Origin of the sequence: Limosilactobacillus reuteri subsp. reuteri (assembly GCF_000016825.1) — a bacterium.
Taxonomy (GTDB): Bacteria; Bacillota; Bacilli; order Lactobacillales; family Lactobacillaceae; genus Limosilactobacillus; species Limosilactobacillus reuteri.
The window spans coordinates 1,713,342-1,731,198 of the sequence record NC_009513.1 but is presented as its reverse complement, the minus strand read 5'-3'; the positions used below and the strand labels follow the sequence as shown (position 1 = coordinate 1,731,198).

General features: G+C 40.0%; 18 protein-coding genes, 2 pseudogenes and 1 riboswitch. Of the genes and pseudogenes, 8 read left to right on the top strand and 12 right to left on the bottom strand.

The features are described 5' to 3' along the window. The first annotated feature begins 45 nt into the window (after nt 1-45). Entirely contained in the window at nt 46-1,458 is a 1,413-nt protein-coding gene (locus tag LREU_RS08725; RefSeq protein WP_003669076.1) for a PTS galactitol transporter subunit IIC, read from the top strand. 45 nt (nt 1,459-1,503) lie between these two features. Continuing rightward, on the top strand, nt 1,504-2,490 hold the full coding sequence (locus LREU_RS08720) for a zinc-binding dehydrogenase (RefSeq protein WP_003669075.1): 987 nt from the start codon (nt 1,504-1,506) through the stop codon (nt 2,488-2,490). 54 nt (nt 2,491-2,544) lie between these two features. Here the strand turns inward: LREU_RS08720 and LREU_RS08715 are convergent, their stop codons facing one another. Both LREU_RS08715 and LREU_RS08710 read right to left on the bottom strand, forming a co-directional pair. Next, entirely contained in the window at nt 2,545-3,402 is an 858-nt protein-coding gene (locus tag LREU_RS08715; protein WP_003669074.1) for a hypothetical protein, read from the bottom strand. 10 nt (nt 3,403-3,412) lie between these two features. Continuing rightward, on the bottom strand, nt 3,413-3,826 hold the full coding sequence (locus tag LREU_RS08710) for a helix-turn-helix domain-containing protein (protein ID WP_003664887.1): 414 nt from the start codon (nt 3,824-3,826) through the stop codon (nt 3,413-3,415). Nucleotides 3,827-4,033: 207 nt separating this feature from the next. Between LREU_RS08710 and LREU_RS08705 the strand changes: the two genes are divergently transcribed. Continuing rightward, nucleotides 4,034-4,927 (top strand): alpha/beta hydrolase, encoded by an 894-nt coding sequence (locus tag LREU_RS08705; RefSeq protein ID WP_012390618.1) that lies wholly within the window; start codon nt 4,034-4,036, stop codon nt 4,925-4,927. 13 nt (nt 4,928-4,940) lie between these two features. Then, nucleotides 4,941-5,297, top strand: a complete 357-nt coding sequence (locus LREU_RS08700) for a DUF1304 domain-containing protein (protein ID WP_003664884.1) — start codon at nt 4,941-4,943, stop codon at nt 5,295-5,297. Nucleotides 5,298-5,344: 47 nt separating this feature from the next. On the opposite strand, the gene LREU_RS08695 is transcribed toward LREU_RS08700, so the two are convergent. From LREU_RS08695 to LREU_RS08675, 5 genes are all read right to left on the bottom strand, one after another. Beyond that, on the bottom strand, nt 5,345-7,306 hold the full coding sequence (locus LREU_RS08695) for a cation:proton antiporter (RefSeq protein ID WP_003669071.1): 1,962 nt from the start codon (nt 7,304-7,306) through the stop codon (nt 5,345-5,347). A gap of 89 nt (nt 7,307-7,395) precedes the next feature. Beyond that, nucleotides 7,396-7,737 (bottom strand): magnetosome magnetite crystal formation protein family, encoded by a 342-nt coding sequence (locus LREU_RS08690; protein WP_003669070.1) that lies wholly within the window; start codon nt 7,735-7,737, stop codon nt 7,396-7,398. 41 nt (nt 7,738-7,778) lie between these two features. After that, nucleotides 7,779-8,432, bottom strand: a complete 654-nt coding sequence (locus LREU_RS08685; protein WP_011953567.1) for an energy-coupling factor transporter transmembrane component T family protein — start codon at nt 8,430-8,432, stop codon at nt 7,779-7,781. After that, the gene (locus LREU_RS08680) at nt 8,422-9,804 is read right to left on the bottom strand and encodes an ATP-binding cassette domain-containing protein (protein ID WP_003669066.1); all 1,383 of its coding nucleotides are present in this window, start codon (nt 9,802-9,804) and stop codon (nt 8,422-8,424) included. Before LREU_RS08680 ends, LREU_RS08685 begins: the two co-directional genes overlap by 11 nt. Before the next feature lie 4 nt (nt 9,805-9,808). Then, nucleotides 9,809-10,369 carry an ECF transporter S component gene (locus tag LREU_RS08675; protein ID WP_003669065.1) on the bottom strand — a complete coding sequence of 187 codons (561 nt, stop codon included), beginning with the start codon at nt 10,367-10,369 and terminating at the stop codon, nt 9,809-9,811. Between the two features lie 67 nt (nt 10,370-10,436). After that, nucleotides 10,437-10,526, bottom strand: a riboswitch (TPP riboswitch). 109 nt (nt 10,527-10,635) lie between these two features. On the opposite strand from LREU_RS08675, the gene LREU_RS08670 reads away from it, so the two are divergent. Next, nucleotides 10,636-11,421 carry a sulfite exporter TauE/SafE family protein gene (locus tag LREU_RS08670; protein ID WP_003669063.1) on the top strand — a complete coding sequence of 262 codons (786 nt, stop codon included), beginning with the start codon at nt 10,636-10,638 and terminating at the stop codon, nt 11,419-11,421. Nucleotides 11,422-11,473: 52 nt separating this feature from the next. On the opposite strand, the gene LREU_RS08665 is transcribed toward LREU_RS08670, so the two are convergent. Together LREU_RS08665 and LREU_RS08660 are read right to left on the bottom strand one after the other, a co-directional pair. Next, nucleotides 11,474-12,229, bottom strand: coding sequence for a glucose 1-dehydrogenase (locus LREU_RS08665; RefSeq protein WP_003669062.1), 756 nt, complete (start codon nt 12,227-12,229; stop codon nt 11,474-11,476). Nucleotides 12,230-12,520: 291 nt separating this feature from the next. Next, the gene (locus LREU_RS08660) at nt 12,521-13,483 is read right to left on the bottom strand and encodes a nucleoside hydrolase (RefSeq protein WP_003669060.1); all 963 of its coding nucleotides are present in this window, start codon (nt 13,481-13,483) and stop codon (nt 12,521-12,523) included. A gap of 164 nt (nt 13,484-13,647) precedes the next feature. Here LREU_RS08660 and LREU_RS08655 point away from each other — a divergent pair, with 164 nt between their 5' ends. Continuing rightward, on the top strand, nt 13,648-14,646 hold the full coding sequence (locus LREU_RS08655; RefSeq protein ID WP_003669058.1) for an NAD(P)/FAD-dependent oxidoreductase: 999 nt from the start codon (nt 13,648-13,650) through the stop codon (nt 14,644-14,646). After that, nucleotides 14,643-14,822 carry a double zinc ribbon domain-containing protein gene (locus LREU_RS10715; RefSeq protein ID WP_072575295.1) on the top strand — a complete coding sequence of 60 codons (180 nt, stop codon included), beginning with the start codon at nt 14,643-14,645 and terminating at the stop codon, nt 14,820-14,822. The genes LREU_RS08655 and LREU_RS10715 overlap by 4 nt, the downstream gene beginning before the upstream one ends. A 93-nt stretch (nt 14,823-14,915) precedes the next feature. On the opposite strand, the pseudogene LREU_RS08650 reads toward LREU_RS10715, so the two are convergent. Next, nucleotides 14,916-15,665 (bottom strand): annotated as a pseudogene (locus tag LREU_RS08650) (IS3 family transposase); the annotation flags it as partial. Nucleotides 15,666-15,763: 98 nt separating this feature from the next. Next, nucleotides 15,764-16,477: pseudogene (locus LREU_RS08645) on the bottom strand (helix-turn-helix domain-containing protein). A gap of 170 nt (nt 16,478-16,647) precedes the next feature. On the opposite strand from LREU_RS08645, the gene LREU_RS08635 reads away from it, so the two are divergent. Continuing rightward, nucleotides 16,648-16,857 carry a hypothetical protein gene (locus LREU_RS08635; RefSeq protein ID WP_225349842.1) on the top strand — a complete coding sequence of 70 codons (210 nt, stop codon included), beginning with the start codon at nt 16,648-16,650 and terminating at the stop codon, nt 16,855-16,857. Between the two features lie 231 nt (nt 16,858-17,088). Here the strand turns inward: LREU_RS08635 and LREU_RS08630 are convergent, their stop codons facing one another. Beyond that, nucleotides 17,089-17,745 carry an HAD family hydrolase gene (locus LREU_RS08630; protein ID WP_003669050.1) on the bottom strand — a complete coding sequence of 219 codons (657 nt, stop codon included), beginning with the start codon at nt 17,743-17,745 and terminating at the stop codon, nt 17,089-17,091. Between the last annotated feature and the right edge of the window lie 112 nt (nt 17,746-17,857).

Sequence of the window (17,857 nt, the reverse complement as noted above, 5' to 3'; positions counted from 1 at the left end):
TTAGAGAAAATATAGGTAACAGTTTATTCGATGGAGGGATAAAACATGCTTCAAGAAGTTAATACTATTTTTCAAACCTTTGGCGCAAGTGTAGTTGTCCCAATAATAATTTTTATCATTGCCTTATTACTACGAGTGAAGCCTAAGACAGCAATGATGAGTGCCTTCTATGCTGGTGTCGGTTTAACTGGTTTTACCTGGATTATCACAGAATTTACGCCAGTGGTGACTAAGATTGTCCGCCAAATGGTTGATAATACGGGGATTAAACTACCAGTGGTTGATATCGGCTGGCAAGCAGGGTCATTAGCAGCGTTTGGATCAACGGTTGGTTTATCGTTTTTTGTTTTTGGATTACTAGCTGAATTAATTTTATTTGCACTTGGCGTTACCAAAGTATTTCTGCCTTCTAATATTTGGAATAATTTTGGGTATATGATTTGGGGCACGCTAGCTTTTTATGTAACTCATAATTATTGGCTATCATTAGGGCTGGAATTTTTTATGCTCCTGTACTCACTAGTCTTAGCGGAGATTCAAGCAGACCGGTGGGCAGACTATTATGGAATTGAGAATACCACCGTCGACTCCTTACATAATATCGAGCAAGTGGTTCCAGCGATTATTTTAGATCCGTTATGGAATTTACTGGGATTTAACAAAGTGAAGATGACTCCTAAAGATTTTCAGAAAAAACTAGGTGTCTTTGGAGAACCAATTACAATGGGAATTATCCTAGGATTAATAATTGGAATCCTGGGTAATTTATCTTCACTGGGGAAAATAAGCGCGTGGGGACAGATTACTAAATTTGCGATTCAACTAGCTGCCGTTATGGCGATCTTTCCCCTGGTTACAAACGTATTCGCAAAGGCATTTATTCCCATCGCGACTGAAATTGATGAACAGCAGAAGAAACGGCATGGCGAAAATAAAAATAGCCGTTATGATAAAAAGCGGTGGTTCCTAGCAGTGGATGATGGGGTCGGCTATGGGGAATCAGCAACTTTAATTTCAGGAATCATTTTAATCCCGATTATGGTTTTAATTGCTTTTATCCTTCCTGGCAATAAGACCCTTCCGGTAGTTGATTTAATTGCAATTCCGTACATGATTGAATCAATTGTCGCGGTAACTCGTGGAAATATCTTAAAAGTAATTGCGACGGGAATTGTGTGGTTTAGTTTAGGTTTATATGCGGCTAGTTGGCTCAGTCCGGTCTATACTGCAGCAGTGGCCCACTATGGCGTTGCAATTCCAACCGGGGTGGTCTTGGTAACAAGCTTTAACTTAGTAGCACGCCCATTGAATGCATTGGTTTTTGCTGCCTTTATATCAGAAAGTCCTGTTTGGATTTCACTAGCAATTATCATTTATCTTGTGATGTTATTCGGATTACGGAAATATCGTTCGCAAATTTGGCACTACCTTAATAAGATGGCCATGAAGAATGCTTAGGCAAAGTGCTATAATAATTGTTATAAAATTAAGGAGAGCGAAAAAATGAAAGCCTTAGTAGTCGAAAAAGCAGCAGATCGTTCATTGCAAGATTTGAATTTTGCGGAAGTCTCGGTTCCTACGCCAGCTGAACATGAAGTCTTAATCAAAGTGCATGCTGCTGGGCTTAATCCGGTCGACTATAAAATCGTTGAAGGCGGCGTTAGTGCTTGGCAGTATCCGCATATCCTTGGATTGGACGTTGCTGGGGAGATTGTTAGTGTCGGTCAAGGAGTTACGAATTGGCATGTTGGTGACCGAGTATCTGGACATGGTGATTTAACGAAAAATGGTTGTTTCGCCGAATATGTGACTGCCCCGACTTATGAATTAGCTAAGATTCCGGATTCTGTTTCCTATGAAGTTGCTGCTAGTGCTTTATGTGGGGCTTTAACAGCTTATGAAGCAATAGAACGCAAAGCTAATTTTTCCAATGTTAATACCGTGTTGGTTCATGCTGGTGCGGGTGGCGTTGGCAGTATCGCTATTCAACTTGCTAAACTTCATGGCTGTAAGGTATTTACAACTGTTTCATCTAGTAAATGTAACTACGTAAAGCAGCTCGCTCCAGATGCAATCATCAACTATCAAACTGAAGATGTGGATAAAGAGTTAGCCGCTCTCACCGATGGGCTTGGCGTTGATTTGATCATTGATACGGTAGGCAAAAAAGAAGCAGAACTTGATTTGCGACGGCTAGCTTACAATGGACGCTTAGTAACGATTGTTGACGTTCCTTCACTTGATAATGTTCCAATGTTTGATCGCGGTCTAGGGATGGATGTCGTTAATCTTGGTGGGGCGCATCTCAGTGGTAATCCATATCAGCAGGCTGATTTAGGCCGAATGAATGCGGAAATGTTAAAATTAATAGCTAATGGGGATGTAAAGCCTTTGATTGAGAAGGTGATTCCGTTTGATCAAATTATTGATGGCTTAACAGCGATTAAAAATCATGAAGTAGTCGGAAAATTAGTGGCTAAAATTGATTAAATAAAAAGTTGAGGTTAAGAGAAAGCTTTTGTTCTCTTTTAACCTCAACTTCTTTTATTTCGCTAGATAAATCTGTTCATCAATCAAGTCAAACGAGTGCAAGTTAGCATTAACTTTCTGTAATTCATCGTCTTGACTCAATTGTGCCTCTTGCCAGAATTTTTTAGAGTTAGTTGCGCCATCTTTTTCGCCAATAACTAATAATTTGACTTCGGGGTATGTTGAACGAAGAAGTTGCAGGACATCCCAGTCAATTTCACCCTTATCGGGAGCCCATGACATAATGACATATTCGACCTCGTCACCGTATTTTTTGATTGCTTCTAGAGCGTCCAACTTCTCAATCTTAGTGACAGGGTGTTTGCCCGTTTCGTTTTCTTTTATCCATGCCTGACTATCGGTAGTATAAATCTTTTGGGTGGCATTGTTATTGCGTAATCCCTTAGAAATATAACCATTACCGGCCATAATCTCCAGTGTCGGCGCCCCGCCTAAATAATCAGAAAGTGCTTTGGCAAAAGGTGCATTGACGTATGACCACATTCCGTATGTTTCTTCGAGATAATCACGATAGTTGCGCAACGCCTTATCCAATTTTGGCAACGCCTCACTATATTTGTTCCAAAGTTTATCACCGCGTGGATCACCTTGGGGGAACTGTTTATTAACCTTTTTGAAAATGGTATCTTGAATGTTATCCGGCAATAATAATTTTGGTAGAGGGTGTGGCAATAAGCCGTTTTTGAGTAGTCGATCACTTTCTAAAACATTATTAATGAGGTATTTTACAGGAGGAAAGTCATCGAATAGGTCACGGTAAGTATTTAGTTCTTGAATATAGGAAGGCTCATTAACAATTTGATGAGCTTTTTTTACCCGCTTTTTTAGCTGCTTTAATTTTTTAGGATTCATCACAAACTCCTTATTTAAGTTTTAAATCTAGTTGCTCTTGCTTACCATAGAAGGTGTCTGTATCCCGGCGATTATGCCGTCCCTTTAAGTAACCATCAATTAGTTGAAAAATTTCATATCGATCATCACTTGAAAGTACAGTTTGATTAAACGACAGGTTCTTACTAGAGAAAAATAATTTTGCTAAGTCAAAATCATCACGATCAGTTTTTCCGGTAAGATAGTCCAGACTGACATCAAAGAACTCGGCTAGTTTTCGTGCTTCAACGTATGACGGGGTCCGAATACCGCGTTCCCAGTTACCGATTTGTGAAGCAGTGTTTGGCTTTTCATTGGGGCCAAGGTTTTCATTGAGGTGGGTAGCAAGCTCCTTTAAGGTTATCTTTTGTCCTTTGCGAAGTGCTCGTAGGCGTTCTGGAAACATTATTTCACTCCCTTAATATATCATTATCTATTTTAACATTAGCATCACGATTTTGAATGAAAAGAATATGCAAAATAACAGAAAGTGTGCTAAACTAGGCGCATTGATTAAATAATACGACATGGGGTTAATTATTTTGAGAACAAAGACAAAAAAAAACAGTGGCATCCTTGGCGATGGCTCATTGGAATTGTAGTCGTAATTGCAGTGGCAATCTTTGCCGCTAGTAGCTATTTTTTCTCGGTGGCAATGGTACCGGGGCATAAGGATTTTATTAATAATTCAACTAAAATCTCACGAAATGATCCATTGTATGAGCAGAAAATGTGGTTTAAGCATGCTAAAAAAGAAAAATGGACAATGAAATCGGCTAGTGGAAATTATAAACTAGTTGCTGATTACATCCCTGCTGCTAAATCAACAACTAAAAATGTGGTAATTGCCCATGGTTTTATGGGTGACAAGGAGAAGATGGGCGAATATGCCGCGCTTTTCCATCAGATGGGGTATAATGTTCTAATGCCAGATGCGCGTGCTCATGGTCAAAGCCAAGGAAAATACATTGGCTATGGATGGCCAGAGCGTTATGATATTCGCAAATGGATTAATAAACTTATTCGGCATAATGGGGAAGATAGCCAAGTAGTCTTGTTTGGGGTCAGCATGGGTGGTGCGACAACAATGATGACTAGTGGCATTAACCTTCCCCCACAAGTAAAAGCATTTGTCGAAGATTGTGGATATACGAGCCTTAATGATGAATTAAATTATGAAGCTGGTAATTTATATGGGATTCCGAAGTTTTTACGGGTGCCATTAATAAGTACGATGAGTTTAATTAATCGGGTGAAGAATGGTTTTTACATTCATGAAGCTAGCTCCTTAAATATGTTGCATCATAATCATCGCCCAATGCTATTTATCCATGGAGCAAAAGATAATTTTGTTCCAACTGAAATGGTTTATCGTAATTACCGTGCAACAGAGGGAAGCAAAGAATTGTGGGTAGTACCAGGGGCAGCGCACGCAAAGTCGTATGCGACCCATCCCAGCGAATATCGCCGCCATTTGACAAGATTTTTAGATCACTATATTAAATAGTTGGAGGAAAAAGATGCTTGCAATTATTGTTACGATGTTTGTTGCAATCGAACATTTAGGGATTATGGCCTTAGAAATCTTTGGTAACCCGGCACAGCAAGCCAAGGCGTTTGACTTACCGCTTAAGTTTACGCAACAGCATGAAGCCCGGGTTTCATTCGCTAACCAGGGTATTTATAACGGAGCCTTAGGAGCAGCTATCATCGCCAGTTACTGGTTATTTAGTGGGGCAACCTTAGTATTAGTATGGCAAATGCTCTTGGTTTTTGTGATGGTTGTTGCATTATTTGGTGCACTTACTGCAACCAAAAAAATTATTCTAATTCAATTTTTACCAGCATTGATTGCGTTTTTACTTACATTTCTTTAAACATAAAAAGGAAATTGCTTTGCAAGATTTTGCAGCAATTTCCTTTTTTAGTCTAATGATTGAGTGTAAACCAATTCATCAGTCGAGATCTGTTCGTTTAATGCGTTTGCCAATTCTTGTGAAAATTGGTCATCAGCAAGTTGCATTTGAACATAACTGTGCTCAAGCTGAAATGCCTCAATAAATAAAGAAGTAATGAGGTCGGTATCCATCGAAATATCGTGCAGGAAGAATCGTTTTCGTTGGAAGTACGTCCGTCGTACCATGGCAACTTCATTCGCGTTCTGTGGAGTTTCAATCGAATGAAGGTATTTATCGATTTCACGATTAATTATTTCTAGGATCTCCGCTGTTTCAGTGCGCTGTTCCTTGGTTAATTGATATTTTGGCCCCACATTGTAGCGGGAGCCTTTTTTGAGATGGCGGTAGCGAATAAAACGCCATTTTAACCGGTGCCATAAGATGACCCATAATTCAAGAAAGCTGTGTTTATTTACGCGGAAAATCGACCGTGTAACAAAATTAACGAGGAATTTGGCCTCCTTGTCAGAGATTCGGCCTTCTTCGTTAAGGCGGTCTAAGGTAGCCAATTCAATTTGATGAGCTTTACCCATTAATTGACTATAAACGTTGCGATTGAATTCATGGTATTGCGTCATTTGACTACTCAATTGGTCAATAACAGCCGCTTTTTCTGGTGAATATTTTTCTGAAGTCCGTAGCTCATTAATAGCATATTGAACTGTTTTAATAAGTTCTTTTTGAAATTCACTCTTCGAATAGCTCTTAGATTTAGGCGGTAAAATAATTGGATACCCAATTGCGCCGACAGCAATACTAATCAAAATAACAATTGCGGCAATCAGGATCATTGAATTACGGAAAGCAAATTGATGGTTATTAATCAGTACTGGCAACGAGAATGCTAATGCCAGAGTGATCGTTCCGTGAATTCCTCCTAACGCCATTAAGAGACTATCACGGTTAAGGTTAGTCGATTGAATGTTGACGAACTTAAACCGGACCCATAAAAATCTTAAGAGGGTTGTAATAATATAGATAGCAAAGGCTAAGGCAACGATTGCACCCAGATTTTGCCAAGAAGTCCTTCCAAGTACCTGCGGAAGCATCACCCCTAAAAGGACAAATACTAACCCGTTTAACGCATCGCTAATGATATTCCAGATAGTAGTAGTAGACATTTGTACTTTAGTAGATGTAAGCCGCATTCGATCATAGAGGATACTATGAACAACGCCCGCTGCAACGACGGCTAGGATTCCTGAAAGGTGTAGTTCTTCAGCCAACCAGTAAACAACGATGGGAGTCATTACGTTGATCGGAATAACGATGGAGCCAATATCAACGTGCTTCCGCATCAAACTAATACGGAGACTAATTAACAGGCTCCCTAACACTGCTCCGAAGATAATTCCGCCAAAGAAAACATAAACAAAGATCCAGATTCCATGACCAAGCGAAAATTGTCCAGAACGGTAGGTTTCCAGCGCCAAGTCTAAAAGCACAATTCCCGATGCATCATTAAAGAGGGATTCATATTCCAGAGCACCATTAACATTTTTCGGTACCTTCATATTAGTAGTAATTGACTTTACAGCGACCGCATCAGTCGGCGTAACAATCGCGGCCAACATAAAGGCAAGTGCTAAGGAGAACGTTGCTGGTTGAAGCCAATGTAAAAAGCTACCAGTAATCAAGACCGTTACAAGTGCTAATCCAACAGTCATTGATAGGATCGATTTGATATTGCTTGAAAGATAACGGAATGATTGGTTCTGCCCGTCATTAAACATTAAAGGAGCAATAATCACCATCATGAATAATTCTGGATGCATGGTAAAGTTAGTGGCCTCAGTAGGCAGGGATGCTAAAAGAATTCCTGCAATAATTTGATAGATGGATAGTGGAATCTTAGGGTAAACAAGATGAACAACATTAGCTGCAACAACAGCAGTCAATAGAAGAACAATGCCTAAAATCATTTCCATCGATTAATCACCTCACTTGATATTTTGGATAAAAAATGAGAGACCGGGAAAATACTAGCATTTCCTGGTCTCTACTCTCTTACTTAAGCTTATTCACGGCCAATCAGCATTTTTACGGCCATGGCAATATTATAAATAAATAACAAAAGGGCTAATAAAAGAGCAAATGTTAGGAGAATTCCAAACAATGCGCCCCCGTGGAAGTTAGCGGGGTTTAATGAAAAGACACTAAAGACTAAAATTGCACCTATTACATATAACAATGGGAAAATTTGACTCCAAAATGCATAGCGAGCGTTTTTGGCAATAGTTGGTCGATCACTGCTTTTGGCAATTATCCACACAATTAGTGGAAAGATAACTGGTAAAAATAAGATGCTTAAATAGGATAAAGCGTTAACGATCCGGTCCGTTAAATTATTATCGTTCACTATATCAGTCCTTTCTTTTTATATTATTATCGCATGAAAACTCAAGGGAGCGCAATTACAATTATCTGTACAAGGCAAATAATACTAAAAAAAGAAAGCCAATCGTGGCTGGTAATCGGGATATCCACGGTAGCTGTTCGTGCTTGTCCTTCAACGAAACCGTGTGATTCCATGACCTGCGCTAATTGATCTGACCATTGAATCGCAACCAGAATCGCTTTGAAGTAGAGCGTTGGTGACCACCAATGTAAATTAACACCTCGCATTTGTCCGGCCGTATAAATAGTTGTAACGGCTTGTTTCATTTTCGGAATTAGATTAAGAGCGGCGAGCACCCCATAAGCGTATTTGCTGGGAAGGTGACAATTTTGTTCTAATGAGCGAGCAAGCGTTAAGGTATCGGTTGTAAACGTAAAGACTGTTCCAAGGCAGACATAAACATAGAGTCGGCTGAAAAGAACGGTTCCATCGAAGAGACTATGACTAGGACTAAAGAAGACAATTGTAATGAAAATAGCTAGTGCCGGAAAGAGAGGGACAAAAGCCAACCAGCAAAATTGTCGCCAGTGAAATCGCTGATGAATAAGGATTAGCAAACACACTACAATGACAATCAGGTTAATCCACAGCTTAGTCACAAAAGTCAGCTCAAGTGAAAGCAAAATAACAAGTAATAATTTTAAACTAGGATTCATAACTCCCTCCAACATAATTAAGACGTTGATGATTCATTGTAAGATGATAATCAATGAAACCATCAAGTCCGCTTAATTGATGACTAACAATTAGCAAAGTCTGTGGTTTTTCTTTTTGGGATGCTTTGATTAGTTGTAGGACAGTCTTTAAAGATGCTGGATCTAAACCAGTGAATGGTTCATCCAGTAATAATGTTTCTTGTCCGCGCATTAACATCAGCAAGATTTGCAGCTTTTTCTTTTGACCACCGCTTAAAGAATAAACAACTTGATCTTCTCTTCCGTTCAGACCAAGAGCTGCTAATGCTTCGTTGACTTGTTGTTGGCTAAAATAGGGATTCTGGCAAGTCTTAAAGCCCAATGCCAGTTCTTCGCCAACAGTTACATTTAGGAATTGATCGTTTGCATGTTGAAAAATTAATCCCAGATGCTTGTAATATTTCCCAGGTGATATTTTTTGAATGCTTTCCCCCGCATAGTCAATCTTTCCTTCATATTTTAAAAGTCGGGCAATTGCTTTTAGAAGGGTAGATTTACCAATCCCATTTGGCCCCGTTAATAAAGTTATTTTATTTTTAACAATGCCTAAATTGGTTGGTAAAAGTAAGAAATGATTCCCTCTTTTTATTGCTAATTCATCAAATTTGATAATCACAGGTAAGGTTGACGGGGGAAGAGCAGTGGTAATTTGGGGAGTAGCGCTCGCTGTCAAAAGTTGGTTACTATTTTTAGTGGAAAGCTGGGCAAGGCGCCCCTTAGCTAATTGCCAAACCAGTGGATGTAGTCGCTCGTAACCATGCAAATCGTGGTCAGTAATGATAATTGTTGTGTGATAGTCACTGTTGAGGCGGACTAATTGTTTAAGGATAAGTTGGCGGTTTTCTTCATCAATATTGGCAAAGGGTTCGTCTAATAAAAGCACGTTTGGTTGCATTGCTGTAGCAGCTGCTAAAGCCACGCGCTGTTGTTGCCCACCGGAAAGAGTGGTGATTAACCGGTTAGCAAGATCATCAACTTTACCAAATTGTAAAGCTTCTTTAACGCGCTCTGGAATTTTGTCAGTGGGTACCTGGCAATTTTCTAGGGTGAATTCTAATTCGTGGCGTGGCGTATCAAGGGCAAATTGCATTAACGGATCTTGAAATACCATCCCAATTTGAGCATCTGTTGGTACATCGACTGCTCCAGTAACTATTTCACCACCATATTTAGGCAGGAGACCAGCAATTAACTTGAGAATGGTGGATTTACCGCTCCCAGAGACCCCAGTAAGTAAGTGAATCTTTCCGGCCGTAAATTCGGCGGTGATATTTTTAAGGATTGGTTGCTGATCAAAATTAAATGAAAGATCATTAAATCGTATATTTTTCATAGTCTTAGTGTTTAATTAAGTGGGCTCGTTGGAGAAGATTAGTAATCAATTTAACCAGAATTCCAGAGAAGACAAACATTGAAATGAAGCGCGCAATAAGCATAATAATGAGCATTTGTCCGCTGAAGTGATTATAACCATTGCGGAACCAATCCCAGCCAAAGGTAACAAATGTAAGGGTGAGGGATGAGATGAGTAAGGTCAACCAGTTATACATTTTATAAAGCGTAAAAGTAAAACCTAACTCAGACCCGATACCTTGAACTGCTCCAGAAATTAGGTTGGCTGCTCCCCACTGATCGCCGAGAAGCATTTCAACGGCGGCTCCCAAAAACTCACCAAAGAAAGCCGCTCCCGGTGTCCGAAGCAAAAAGCCGGCAAGCGGTCCAGCCATACACCAGATTCCCATTGTTAAATCGTTAGCCATTGGACCATAACCAATTGGTGTCAGCAGAACAGTTAGCCCGTTATAGACAAAGCCGGCTGCAAAATAAATTACACCAAAAATAATTCCAATTAGGGCAAGCAAAATAATGTCACGCAAATGTAATGAACGTTTAGTCATAATAAAACTCCTTAAGATATAAGGGCAAAAAAACTCCATGACAAAAAATCATGGAGTTAATCATTAAGTTAATATCACTGAATCTCCCTTCGCTGGTATTAACCAGAGCAGGTTCAATGGGTATTATCTCAGCCGTTTGGCACCCCAGATTTATTCTCTATTATCATAGCTAATATTATAACGAAATGCAAATCGTTAATTAGGTTACTTATCTTAGAAAAGTGGTTTACAATTAACACTAGCATTTAAAAGGGATGGTTTAAGAAATGAGTGGAGTAGTTTTTGTTTTATTATTACTAGGAATTGGGATTCTTTCGGGGATTATTAGTGCAGCCGCTGGTTTAGCATCACTAGTCTCGTACCCATCACTGCTTGCACTAGGATTACCGCCAGTGATGGCAAACGTAACGAGTGCTTTTTCGACAGTCACTGGTAACTATAGTTCGGTCTTTTCATCGTTTAAGGAATTAGAGCATAATCGCCGGCAATTATGGATTATTCTGCCATTGGTATTTGCTGGTTCCGTTATTGGGGCTTTTTTACTGTTTGCTGTCCCCAGTAAGTGGTTTGCGGAACTGGTGCCATTATGCATTGCGTTAGCTGGAATTATCTTGTTATTTCCCCATCATCCGAAGCAAAGTACAGGGACGATGGCAGGAAACAGTAAATTATTTGGTAAATCACGGATTGGCCAATTTTTATCAATCATTGGTATTTTTATTGTTGGGATCTATTCGGGCTTCTTTAATGCCGGCGCCGGAGTGTTAATGCTAACCTTGCTGACAGTGATCAATCGGCAAAAGAGCTTTGCAGTTAATAATGCGCTAAAAAATGTTGCGATGACTGTTACAAATACAACATCCTGGATAGTGTTCGCACTTGAGACGACAATTTATTGGAATTATGTTATTCCGTTGATGATTGGAAATGTAATCGGGGGCTACTTAGGACCGATTATTGTTCGCCACCTGCCTGGCCGTCTTATGCAAATAATTGTCGGGGTTGGATCATTGATTTTGGCAGTTTCATTGGTAATTCGGAATTTAATTTAAAACAAAAGGATCACTGTCATCTAGTTTGGCAATGATCCTTTTGTTTTGTTTTTTATTGAGCCGTATAGCCACCATCAGCGACAAATTCCGAACCAGTACTAAAGCTTGATTCATCTGAAGCAAGGTATAAAGCGAGGTTAGCAATCTCTTCTGGCTTTCCAAGACGGCCAAGGGGATGAAGGCTTTCTAGGTGTCCTTCTGCTTTTGGATCATCCTTGACCAAATTATCAACTAGTGGAGTTGAGATATAACCAGGATGAATTGTATTTACACGGATGTCATAGCCTTTCCGGGCACAATCAAGCGCAGCGGACTTAGTTAAGAGGCGGACACCACCCTTAGAAGCATTGTATGCAAAGAGATCAGGATCACCAATTAGTCCTTCAATGGATGACATATTGATGATTGAATTCTTTTCCCCGTTGTTCTTCATTGCTTCAATACCGAGCTTAGTTCCCCACATCGTACCGGTAAGGTTAACGGCAATTGTTTTATCCCAAATTTCAGCGTCCGTCTTCTCAACATCGGCGTATTCGGCAATTCCCGCATTGTTAACCACAATATTGAGCTTCCCAAAGACTTGGACAGTTTGGCGGATTACCCGGTCCCAGTCTCCTTTCCGAGCAACGTCTTGTTGGATAAAGATCGCATTGTCACCTAGTTGGTCAGCGACTTTTTGTCCCTCATCCATCTTCCGAGCGGTTAAAACAACCTTTGCGCCTTCTTCGATAAACTTTTTTGCGACAGCAGCTCCAATTCCTTTAGAACCACCAGTAATAATTGCAACTTTATTATCTAAACGACCCATTGATAAGACACTTCCTTAGTAAAATCAAAAACAATCCTTTACAAATTTTATTATAACAACTATCGAAGAAAAACAGGAGAATAACGCCTTGTAAAATGAAAGTGAGTGGGAATTAACCTTCTCGACAAGGCGGTGGGCTAAGGATAGAACGGTGATTAGCACGGCACGGGCTGATTATCGTACGGACTTAGCCTCGAGCCTTATGGTTAATTTCCACGATATCTTAACAATATTTGTATAAATAAAGAGGCCGTTAAAAACTAAGTTTTTTCAACAGCCTCTTAATTAAATTTAGTTTTCTTTGAAAAGCTTGTTTAAGCGATCCATGAAGGCCTTGAGGTAACGTTCTTTGTCAACGTTAACGGCAACCTTAACATTAGGGTTAGGATCGTTTAACTTAGCGTTGTCACCAATTGTTCGACCATAGTAAGGTCCTTCTTGGTAAACAACCTTCATGAATAAGCTAATGGTTGAAACAAATGATGGGTCAATACTAACACCAACAGCTAATGGATCGTGGAGGGCACAACCACGCTTATCAATATCAAGGTTGTAGTAAGCGTCGATGTAGAAGTCGGTAATATCAGCAAAAGCCTTACCGGAAGTAGTGCCTAATTCACGCCATTGCTTTGTTTCGTTCTTAGTAAGGAGGGTCCGAAGAGTAACATCAAGACCAACCATCGTAAGTGGCAAGTTGGACTTCATTACTTCATCGGCAGCCTTTGGATCTTGGTTAATGTTAGCTTCTGCGACAGGAGTAACATTACCTTCAACAGTTAAGGCACCACCCATGAATGTGACATTACCAATCAAGTCAGCAATTTCAGGATCCTTCTTCAAGGCAGCAGCTAAGTTTGTCATTGGACCAGTAGGGATGATGATTAAGTTCTTGCCATACTTGTGAGCAGCTTCGATGTAGAAATCAACACCGGATTGTTCTTCAAGAGCCCGACTTGGCGCAGGTAATTCAACATCACCGATACCGTTATCACCGTGGATATCCTTTGAAACTTGCATTACATCAAAGTGGTCAGTAGTGCATGAATGTGGAAGACCCTTAAATACTGGAATATCAGTGTGACCTAATAATTCCAATAATTTAAGGCTGTTTTCGGCACAAACATCTAATAGGTTGTTACCATATGAACTTACAATTCCGATTAGATCAACTTCTGGGTCAGCGAGCGCATAGGCAATAGCTAAAGCGTCATCAACACCAGTATCTAAATCAAGAATCATTTTACGTTTTGCCATAGTATTTATTCCTCCAATTTTAAGCAAAATCAATCTCTGTATATAATATGTTAATTTAAATTTTGAATAATTACAATTAAAATTTGAGACCGCTTACGAAATTTTAGAAAAAATAAAGATGATATAATACTTCTAGAGATGAAAATGAAAGGATCAGAGGAGAAATGGCAGAGAAAATTTATGATGTGACAATTATTGGTGGAGGTCCAGCAGGGATGTTTGCTTCATTTTACTGCGGCCTTCATGAATTAGATGCCCAGCTAATTGAAAGCCTTCCACAACTTGGGGGACAAGTAGGGGCACTCTATCCTGAAAAACAAGTTTGGGATGTAGCGGGAATGCCAGGTGTAACTGGACACGACCTGATCGCTAAGTTAGAAGAACAAATGGCAGTGGCACCGATTGATCAATTCCTTGGCGAAACCGTTGAGGACGTCATCAAAGGAGATGATGGAACCTTTACCATCAAATCAGCAAAGCGGGTATCCCGGTCACGAGCAGTAATCATTGCTCTTGGTAACGGAGCGTTTACTCCCCGTAAGCTCGCTTTAGAAGGGGCAGCTGAGATTGAAGGTAAGCAGCTTTCATACTTTGTTAATCATAAAGCTGATTATGCGGACAAGCGGGTTGCCATTCTTGGTGGGGGAGACTCCGCGATTGATATTGCCTTGATGCTTGAACCTGTCGCCAAGGAAGTCCACCTTGTCCATCGACGGGACCAGTTCCGTGGCCTTGAGCATACTGTGACCCAGCTTAAACAATCATCTGTGCAATTGGATACGCCTTTCTTACCACGAGCATTAACGGTGGAAGATGATGAAACGGTAACGCTCGATCTTAAGAAGATGCGGAGTGACGACGAAGCACAATTGAATGTGGATAAGATTGTGGTTAACTATGGGTTTACCTCTAATAATGCGGCCTTGAATCAGTGGTCCCTTGACTTAGCAGCAGAACACAACTTGATCAAGGTTGATTCAATGATGGAAACTAGTACTGAAGGGGTATATGCGATCGGGGATGGTGTGACCTACCCGGGGAAAGTTGCATTGATTGCGGCCGGCTTTGGTGAAGCGCCGACCGCGGTAACCGCCCTAGCTAAGAAACTCTATCCCGATAAGCGAATGGCAATGCACAGCTCTTCAATGGGGATTACTAAATGAAAAAATGTCCCTACTGTAACACATTAAATCCAGACGATGCCGAAGTCTGTGAGAATTGTGGAAAACCACTTAAAGGGCAGATGCTTGCCTTGGTCTGTCCTAATTGTGGAAAAGTTAATGCATTAGGGTCACGAGAATGTTCGATATGTCATACGAAGCTAAGTATCATCAGCTAGTTTCACGCGAAATTACACCCAGAAAAAATAATAAGCGGTGGGGATATATGGCACTATGTCCCGTCAAGTATACAGATCAATTAGATAAAAATTTTAGGCGGCTTGATTGCGGAATTGTTCCGCGGTCAAGCCGTTTTTGCTTGTGTAAGCGCGTTTGGTATTAAAGTATTCAATGACTCCTTTGACGAGTTGTTCTAGCTCTGCTAGCGTCTTAGGACGAGGGTGTTTGTTAATCCAGATTAGCTTGAAGTCATTCCACCAACGCTCTATGGGTGAGTTTTCCCAAGGATGACCGGGGTGTGACATACTATGAATACAATTTTTAGAGACTAAGTAGTCGTTGAACATACTTGAGCAGTAAGCTGACCCGCGGTCAGTATGGATCATTGGTTGCGCATCAGGCTCAACCATAAAAGCACGATTAAAGGTTTCAATTACTGCTGATGAAGTTTCTGTGTCTGAAATATTGTAGCTTAAAGCGTAACGACCATATAAATCTAAAATAACGTGTACTCGTACTTTATGAAGTGTGTGTCCGCCGTAGGCTACTTCCGTTGTGTCGGTAACCCACACTTCATTTTTAGTTTTACGGTCGAATTGTCCCTGCAATAAGTTGTCATTGATGTATTCTTCATGGCGTTGAATTCGATTGCGCTTCTTCTTCCTAATATTTGCTCTAATTCCATGCTTACGCATGCAGTTAGTTATTCGTTTTAATCCAGCGGTAAAGCTTAAACGGTTTTCAAAGCTTAACTGTGTAGTCATCGCTAAATATCCCAGCGTCCAATTGTGTTCTTCTTCTAACTCTACAATCGCTTCAAGTAACTCTGCTTGCTCATTATGATATCGACTTGGCTTTCAATTGAGCCATTTGTAATAACCATCTCGCGAAGAATCAGCTATTTTACACAACTGGCTAATTGACCATCCATTTTCTTGATTTAGTTCTTTGATGGCTTGGTACCGGAGTCCTTTTCCACCTCCCGATTGCGTATTTCTGTTAATTTTTTTGCGAATGCAATCTCCATCTCTTGCTTTTCTAGCTGAGCCCTTAATAAGCGATTCTCTGCCTTGAGTCGGTCAACTTCCAGCCACTTCTCTTCTGGCTTAGCTTTGCCTCGGCGATCACGAAGTGATTCTGGGTCATTACCGCTTTTGCGATACTTTTGATACCAGCCATAAACTTGTTGGTAACTAATATGGTACTTTTCAACCGCCCAATTGTAGTTCACATCATGCTTAATCAACTCTTCAATGATAGTAAGTCGTTCTTCAAAGTCAGTCTTTCGTCCACTCATTTTTGAATCTCGCTTTCTTGGCGTATAGGCCTTTAAGTTAGATTCATTATACCGGATAATCCATTGTTCTAGTTGCCTTTGAGATCGTAAACCGTGTTTTATCGCAAATAAATCTAATACCTCATCTGTTTGTTGATATTGTTCAACCAATGAGTTTTTAAATTCTTTAGAGTAGCTTTAATTATGATGACTTGTTTGAAGTCCTGGCATTCCCTGATACTTGTATAGAAGACTCCACTGCCTGATAGTTTTTTGGCTAATCTTGTACTTAGTTATTACCTTATGGATTCCATTTCGTAAAACTTCATTGAGGATTAAGAGTTTTTCCTCTGCTGAGTATTTAGATTTTCTTCCCATAGAAAAAGCCCTCCAAGTATAAGATGAATTTTCTATTTCATCTGTATACTCAGAGGGCATTGTAGTCTTATTTTGGCTATGGTTGGGCCCGTTATGTGTTTGAAATGGCGTGTACCCGTAATTATCAGTTGAAACTAGGCGACTAACGGACTGTTGTGATCTTTAATGCCTTGGCTAAAGAATTTACTAATGATGAGCAACCGATCAAGAACTTCCTTGCTTTAATGCGCAATCAAGTAGACAATAAGAGTAGGTTTATTACTAAGATTCAAGACGAGATTATTAAGATTAAGCAGGAGCCAGAGAGGAGACGAGGCTTTATGAAGTTCGAGCTTGATTTAATGGATGCCCGGCGAGAAGAAAGAGAAGAAGGAAAATAAAGGCTAGTCAAATTCTTAAGCAGTCAAGATACAGCTCCGTCAGAAATAGTGGCTGCCCTCGTGAATGTCTATCAAATGTCAGAAAAAACGGCTCAGGAATATGTGGCAGGGTATATGAAGGCCCCAAAGTAGCTTTATTAATAAAGCCCCTAAGGCAGGAATAATAATTAAAAGAACTAAAAAGAAGTCTCTAACGTTTGAATTCTAAACATCAGAGACTCCTTATTTGTTTTAAATTTTTAGCAGATCAGCCGGCTTCATTAATGGAAAGTCCGCATCTTTAATACTATCGGGATTTGCAGAAGAGTAAAGGGCGCCTGCAAACTTGGCACCGGCTGCATGGGCGGCTTTCATATCATTGATCGTGTCCCCAACATAAACAGTAGTTGCGGGATCTGCTCCCATTTTATCCATTGCCACTAAAATAGGATCTGGAGCTGGCTTATGCTTTTTAGTATCCGCAGACGTAATGGCAACCTTAAATAACTTCGCAAAGTCATATTTGTTAACGAAGTATTCTTGGTATTCGTCAGCGAGTTTTGAAGTTGCGATGGCGATCTTTGCATCTTCACGATTGGCAAGGGTATTAAGCATTTCAGGGATTCCTTCAATCACTTTTGCCCGATCAGCACGTTGGTAAGCAAGGTCAAACCAGTCTTTTAACATTTTCGGAATTTCTTCCTCACTAATTCCAGCGAGGCGAAGAGCATCTCGACCAGTAATACCAAATAAGTCATGCTTAGTTTGTTCTACTTTGTCGGGCGCAACTGGGTGACCGTGTTGAGCCAACGTATCAATCATTGCTGGCATATACATATCAATAGTATCAATTAAAGTACCGTCAATATCAAAAATAAAATTCTCAATCTTCTGTGCCATTTTATTCATCCTTTATATAAAATAAGTACATTCTTAATTGTATAACAATTTTAGAAAAGATCGAGATTAGGATAGCTGATAATTTACCTTTTTATTTGAAAAAGACTACAATATAAATGGA

What these genes read in the sequence shown, in the direction of transcription:
- LREU_RS08725 (WP_003669076.1), top strand. Translation starts at nt 46, where the DNA reads ATGCTTCAAGAAGTTAATACTATTTTTCAAACCTTTGGCGCAAGTGTA.
- LREU_RS08720 (WP_003669075.1), top strand. Translation starts at nt 1,504, where the DNA reads ATGAAAGCCTTAGTAGTCGAAAAAGCAGCAGATCGTTCATTGCAAGAT.
- LREU_RS08715 (WP_003669074.1), bottom strand. Translation starts at nt 3,402, where the DNA reads ATGAATCCTAAAAAATTAAAGCAGCTAAAAAAGCGGGTAAAAAAAGCT.
- LREU_RS08710 (WP_003664887.1), bottom strand. Translation starts at nt 3,826, where the DNA reads ATGTTTCCAGAACGCCTACGAGCACTTCGCAAAGGACAAAAGATAACC.
- LREU_RS08700 (WP_003664884.1), top strand. Translation starts at nt 4,941, where the DNA reads ATGCTTGCAATTATTGTTACGATGTTTGTTGCAATCGAACATTTAGGG.
- LREU_RS08695 (WP_003669071.1), bottom strand. Translation starts at nt 7,306, where the DNA reads ATGGAAATGATTTTAGGCATTGTTCTTCTATTGACTGCTGTTGTTGCA.
- LREU_RS08685 (WP_011953567.1), bottom strand. Translation starts at nt 8,432, where the DNA reads ATGAATCCTAGTTTAAAATTATTACTTGTTATTTTGCTTTCACTTGAG.
- LREU_RS08680 (WP_003669066.1), bottom strand. Translation starts at nt 9,804, where the DNA reads ATGAAAAATATACGATTTAATGATCTTTCATTTAATTTTGATCAGCAA.
- LREU_RS08675 (WP_003669065.1), bottom strand. Translation starts at nt 10,369, where the DNA reads ATGACTAAACGTTCATTACATTTGCGTGACATTATTTTGCTTGCCCTA.
- LREU_RS08670 (WP_003669063.1), top strand. Translation starts at nt 10,636, where the DNA reads ATGAGTGGAGTAGTTTTTGTTTTATTATTACTAGGAATTGGGATTCTT.
- LREU_RS08665 (WP_003669062.1), bottom strand. Translation starts at nt 12,229, where the DNA reads ATGGGTCGTTTAGATAATAAAGTTGCAATTATTACTGGTGGTTCTAAA.
- LREU_RS08660 (WP_003669060.1), bottom strand. Translation starts at nt 13,483, where the DNA reads ATGGCAAAACGTAAAATGATTCTTGATTTAGATACTGGTGTTGATGAC.
- LREU_RS08655 (WP_003669058.1), top strand. Translation starts at nt 13,648, where the DNA reads ATGGCAGAGAAAATTTATGATGTGACAATTATTGGTGGAGGTCCAGCA.
- LREU_RS10715 (WP_072575295.1), top strand. Translation starts at nt 14,643, where the DNA reads ATGAAAAAATGTCCCTACTGTAACACATTAAATCCAGACGATGCCGAA.
- LREU_RS08630 (WP_003669050.1), bottom strand. Translation starts at nt 17,745, where the DNA reads ATGAATAAAATGGCACAGAAGATTGAGAATTTTATTTTTGATATTGAC.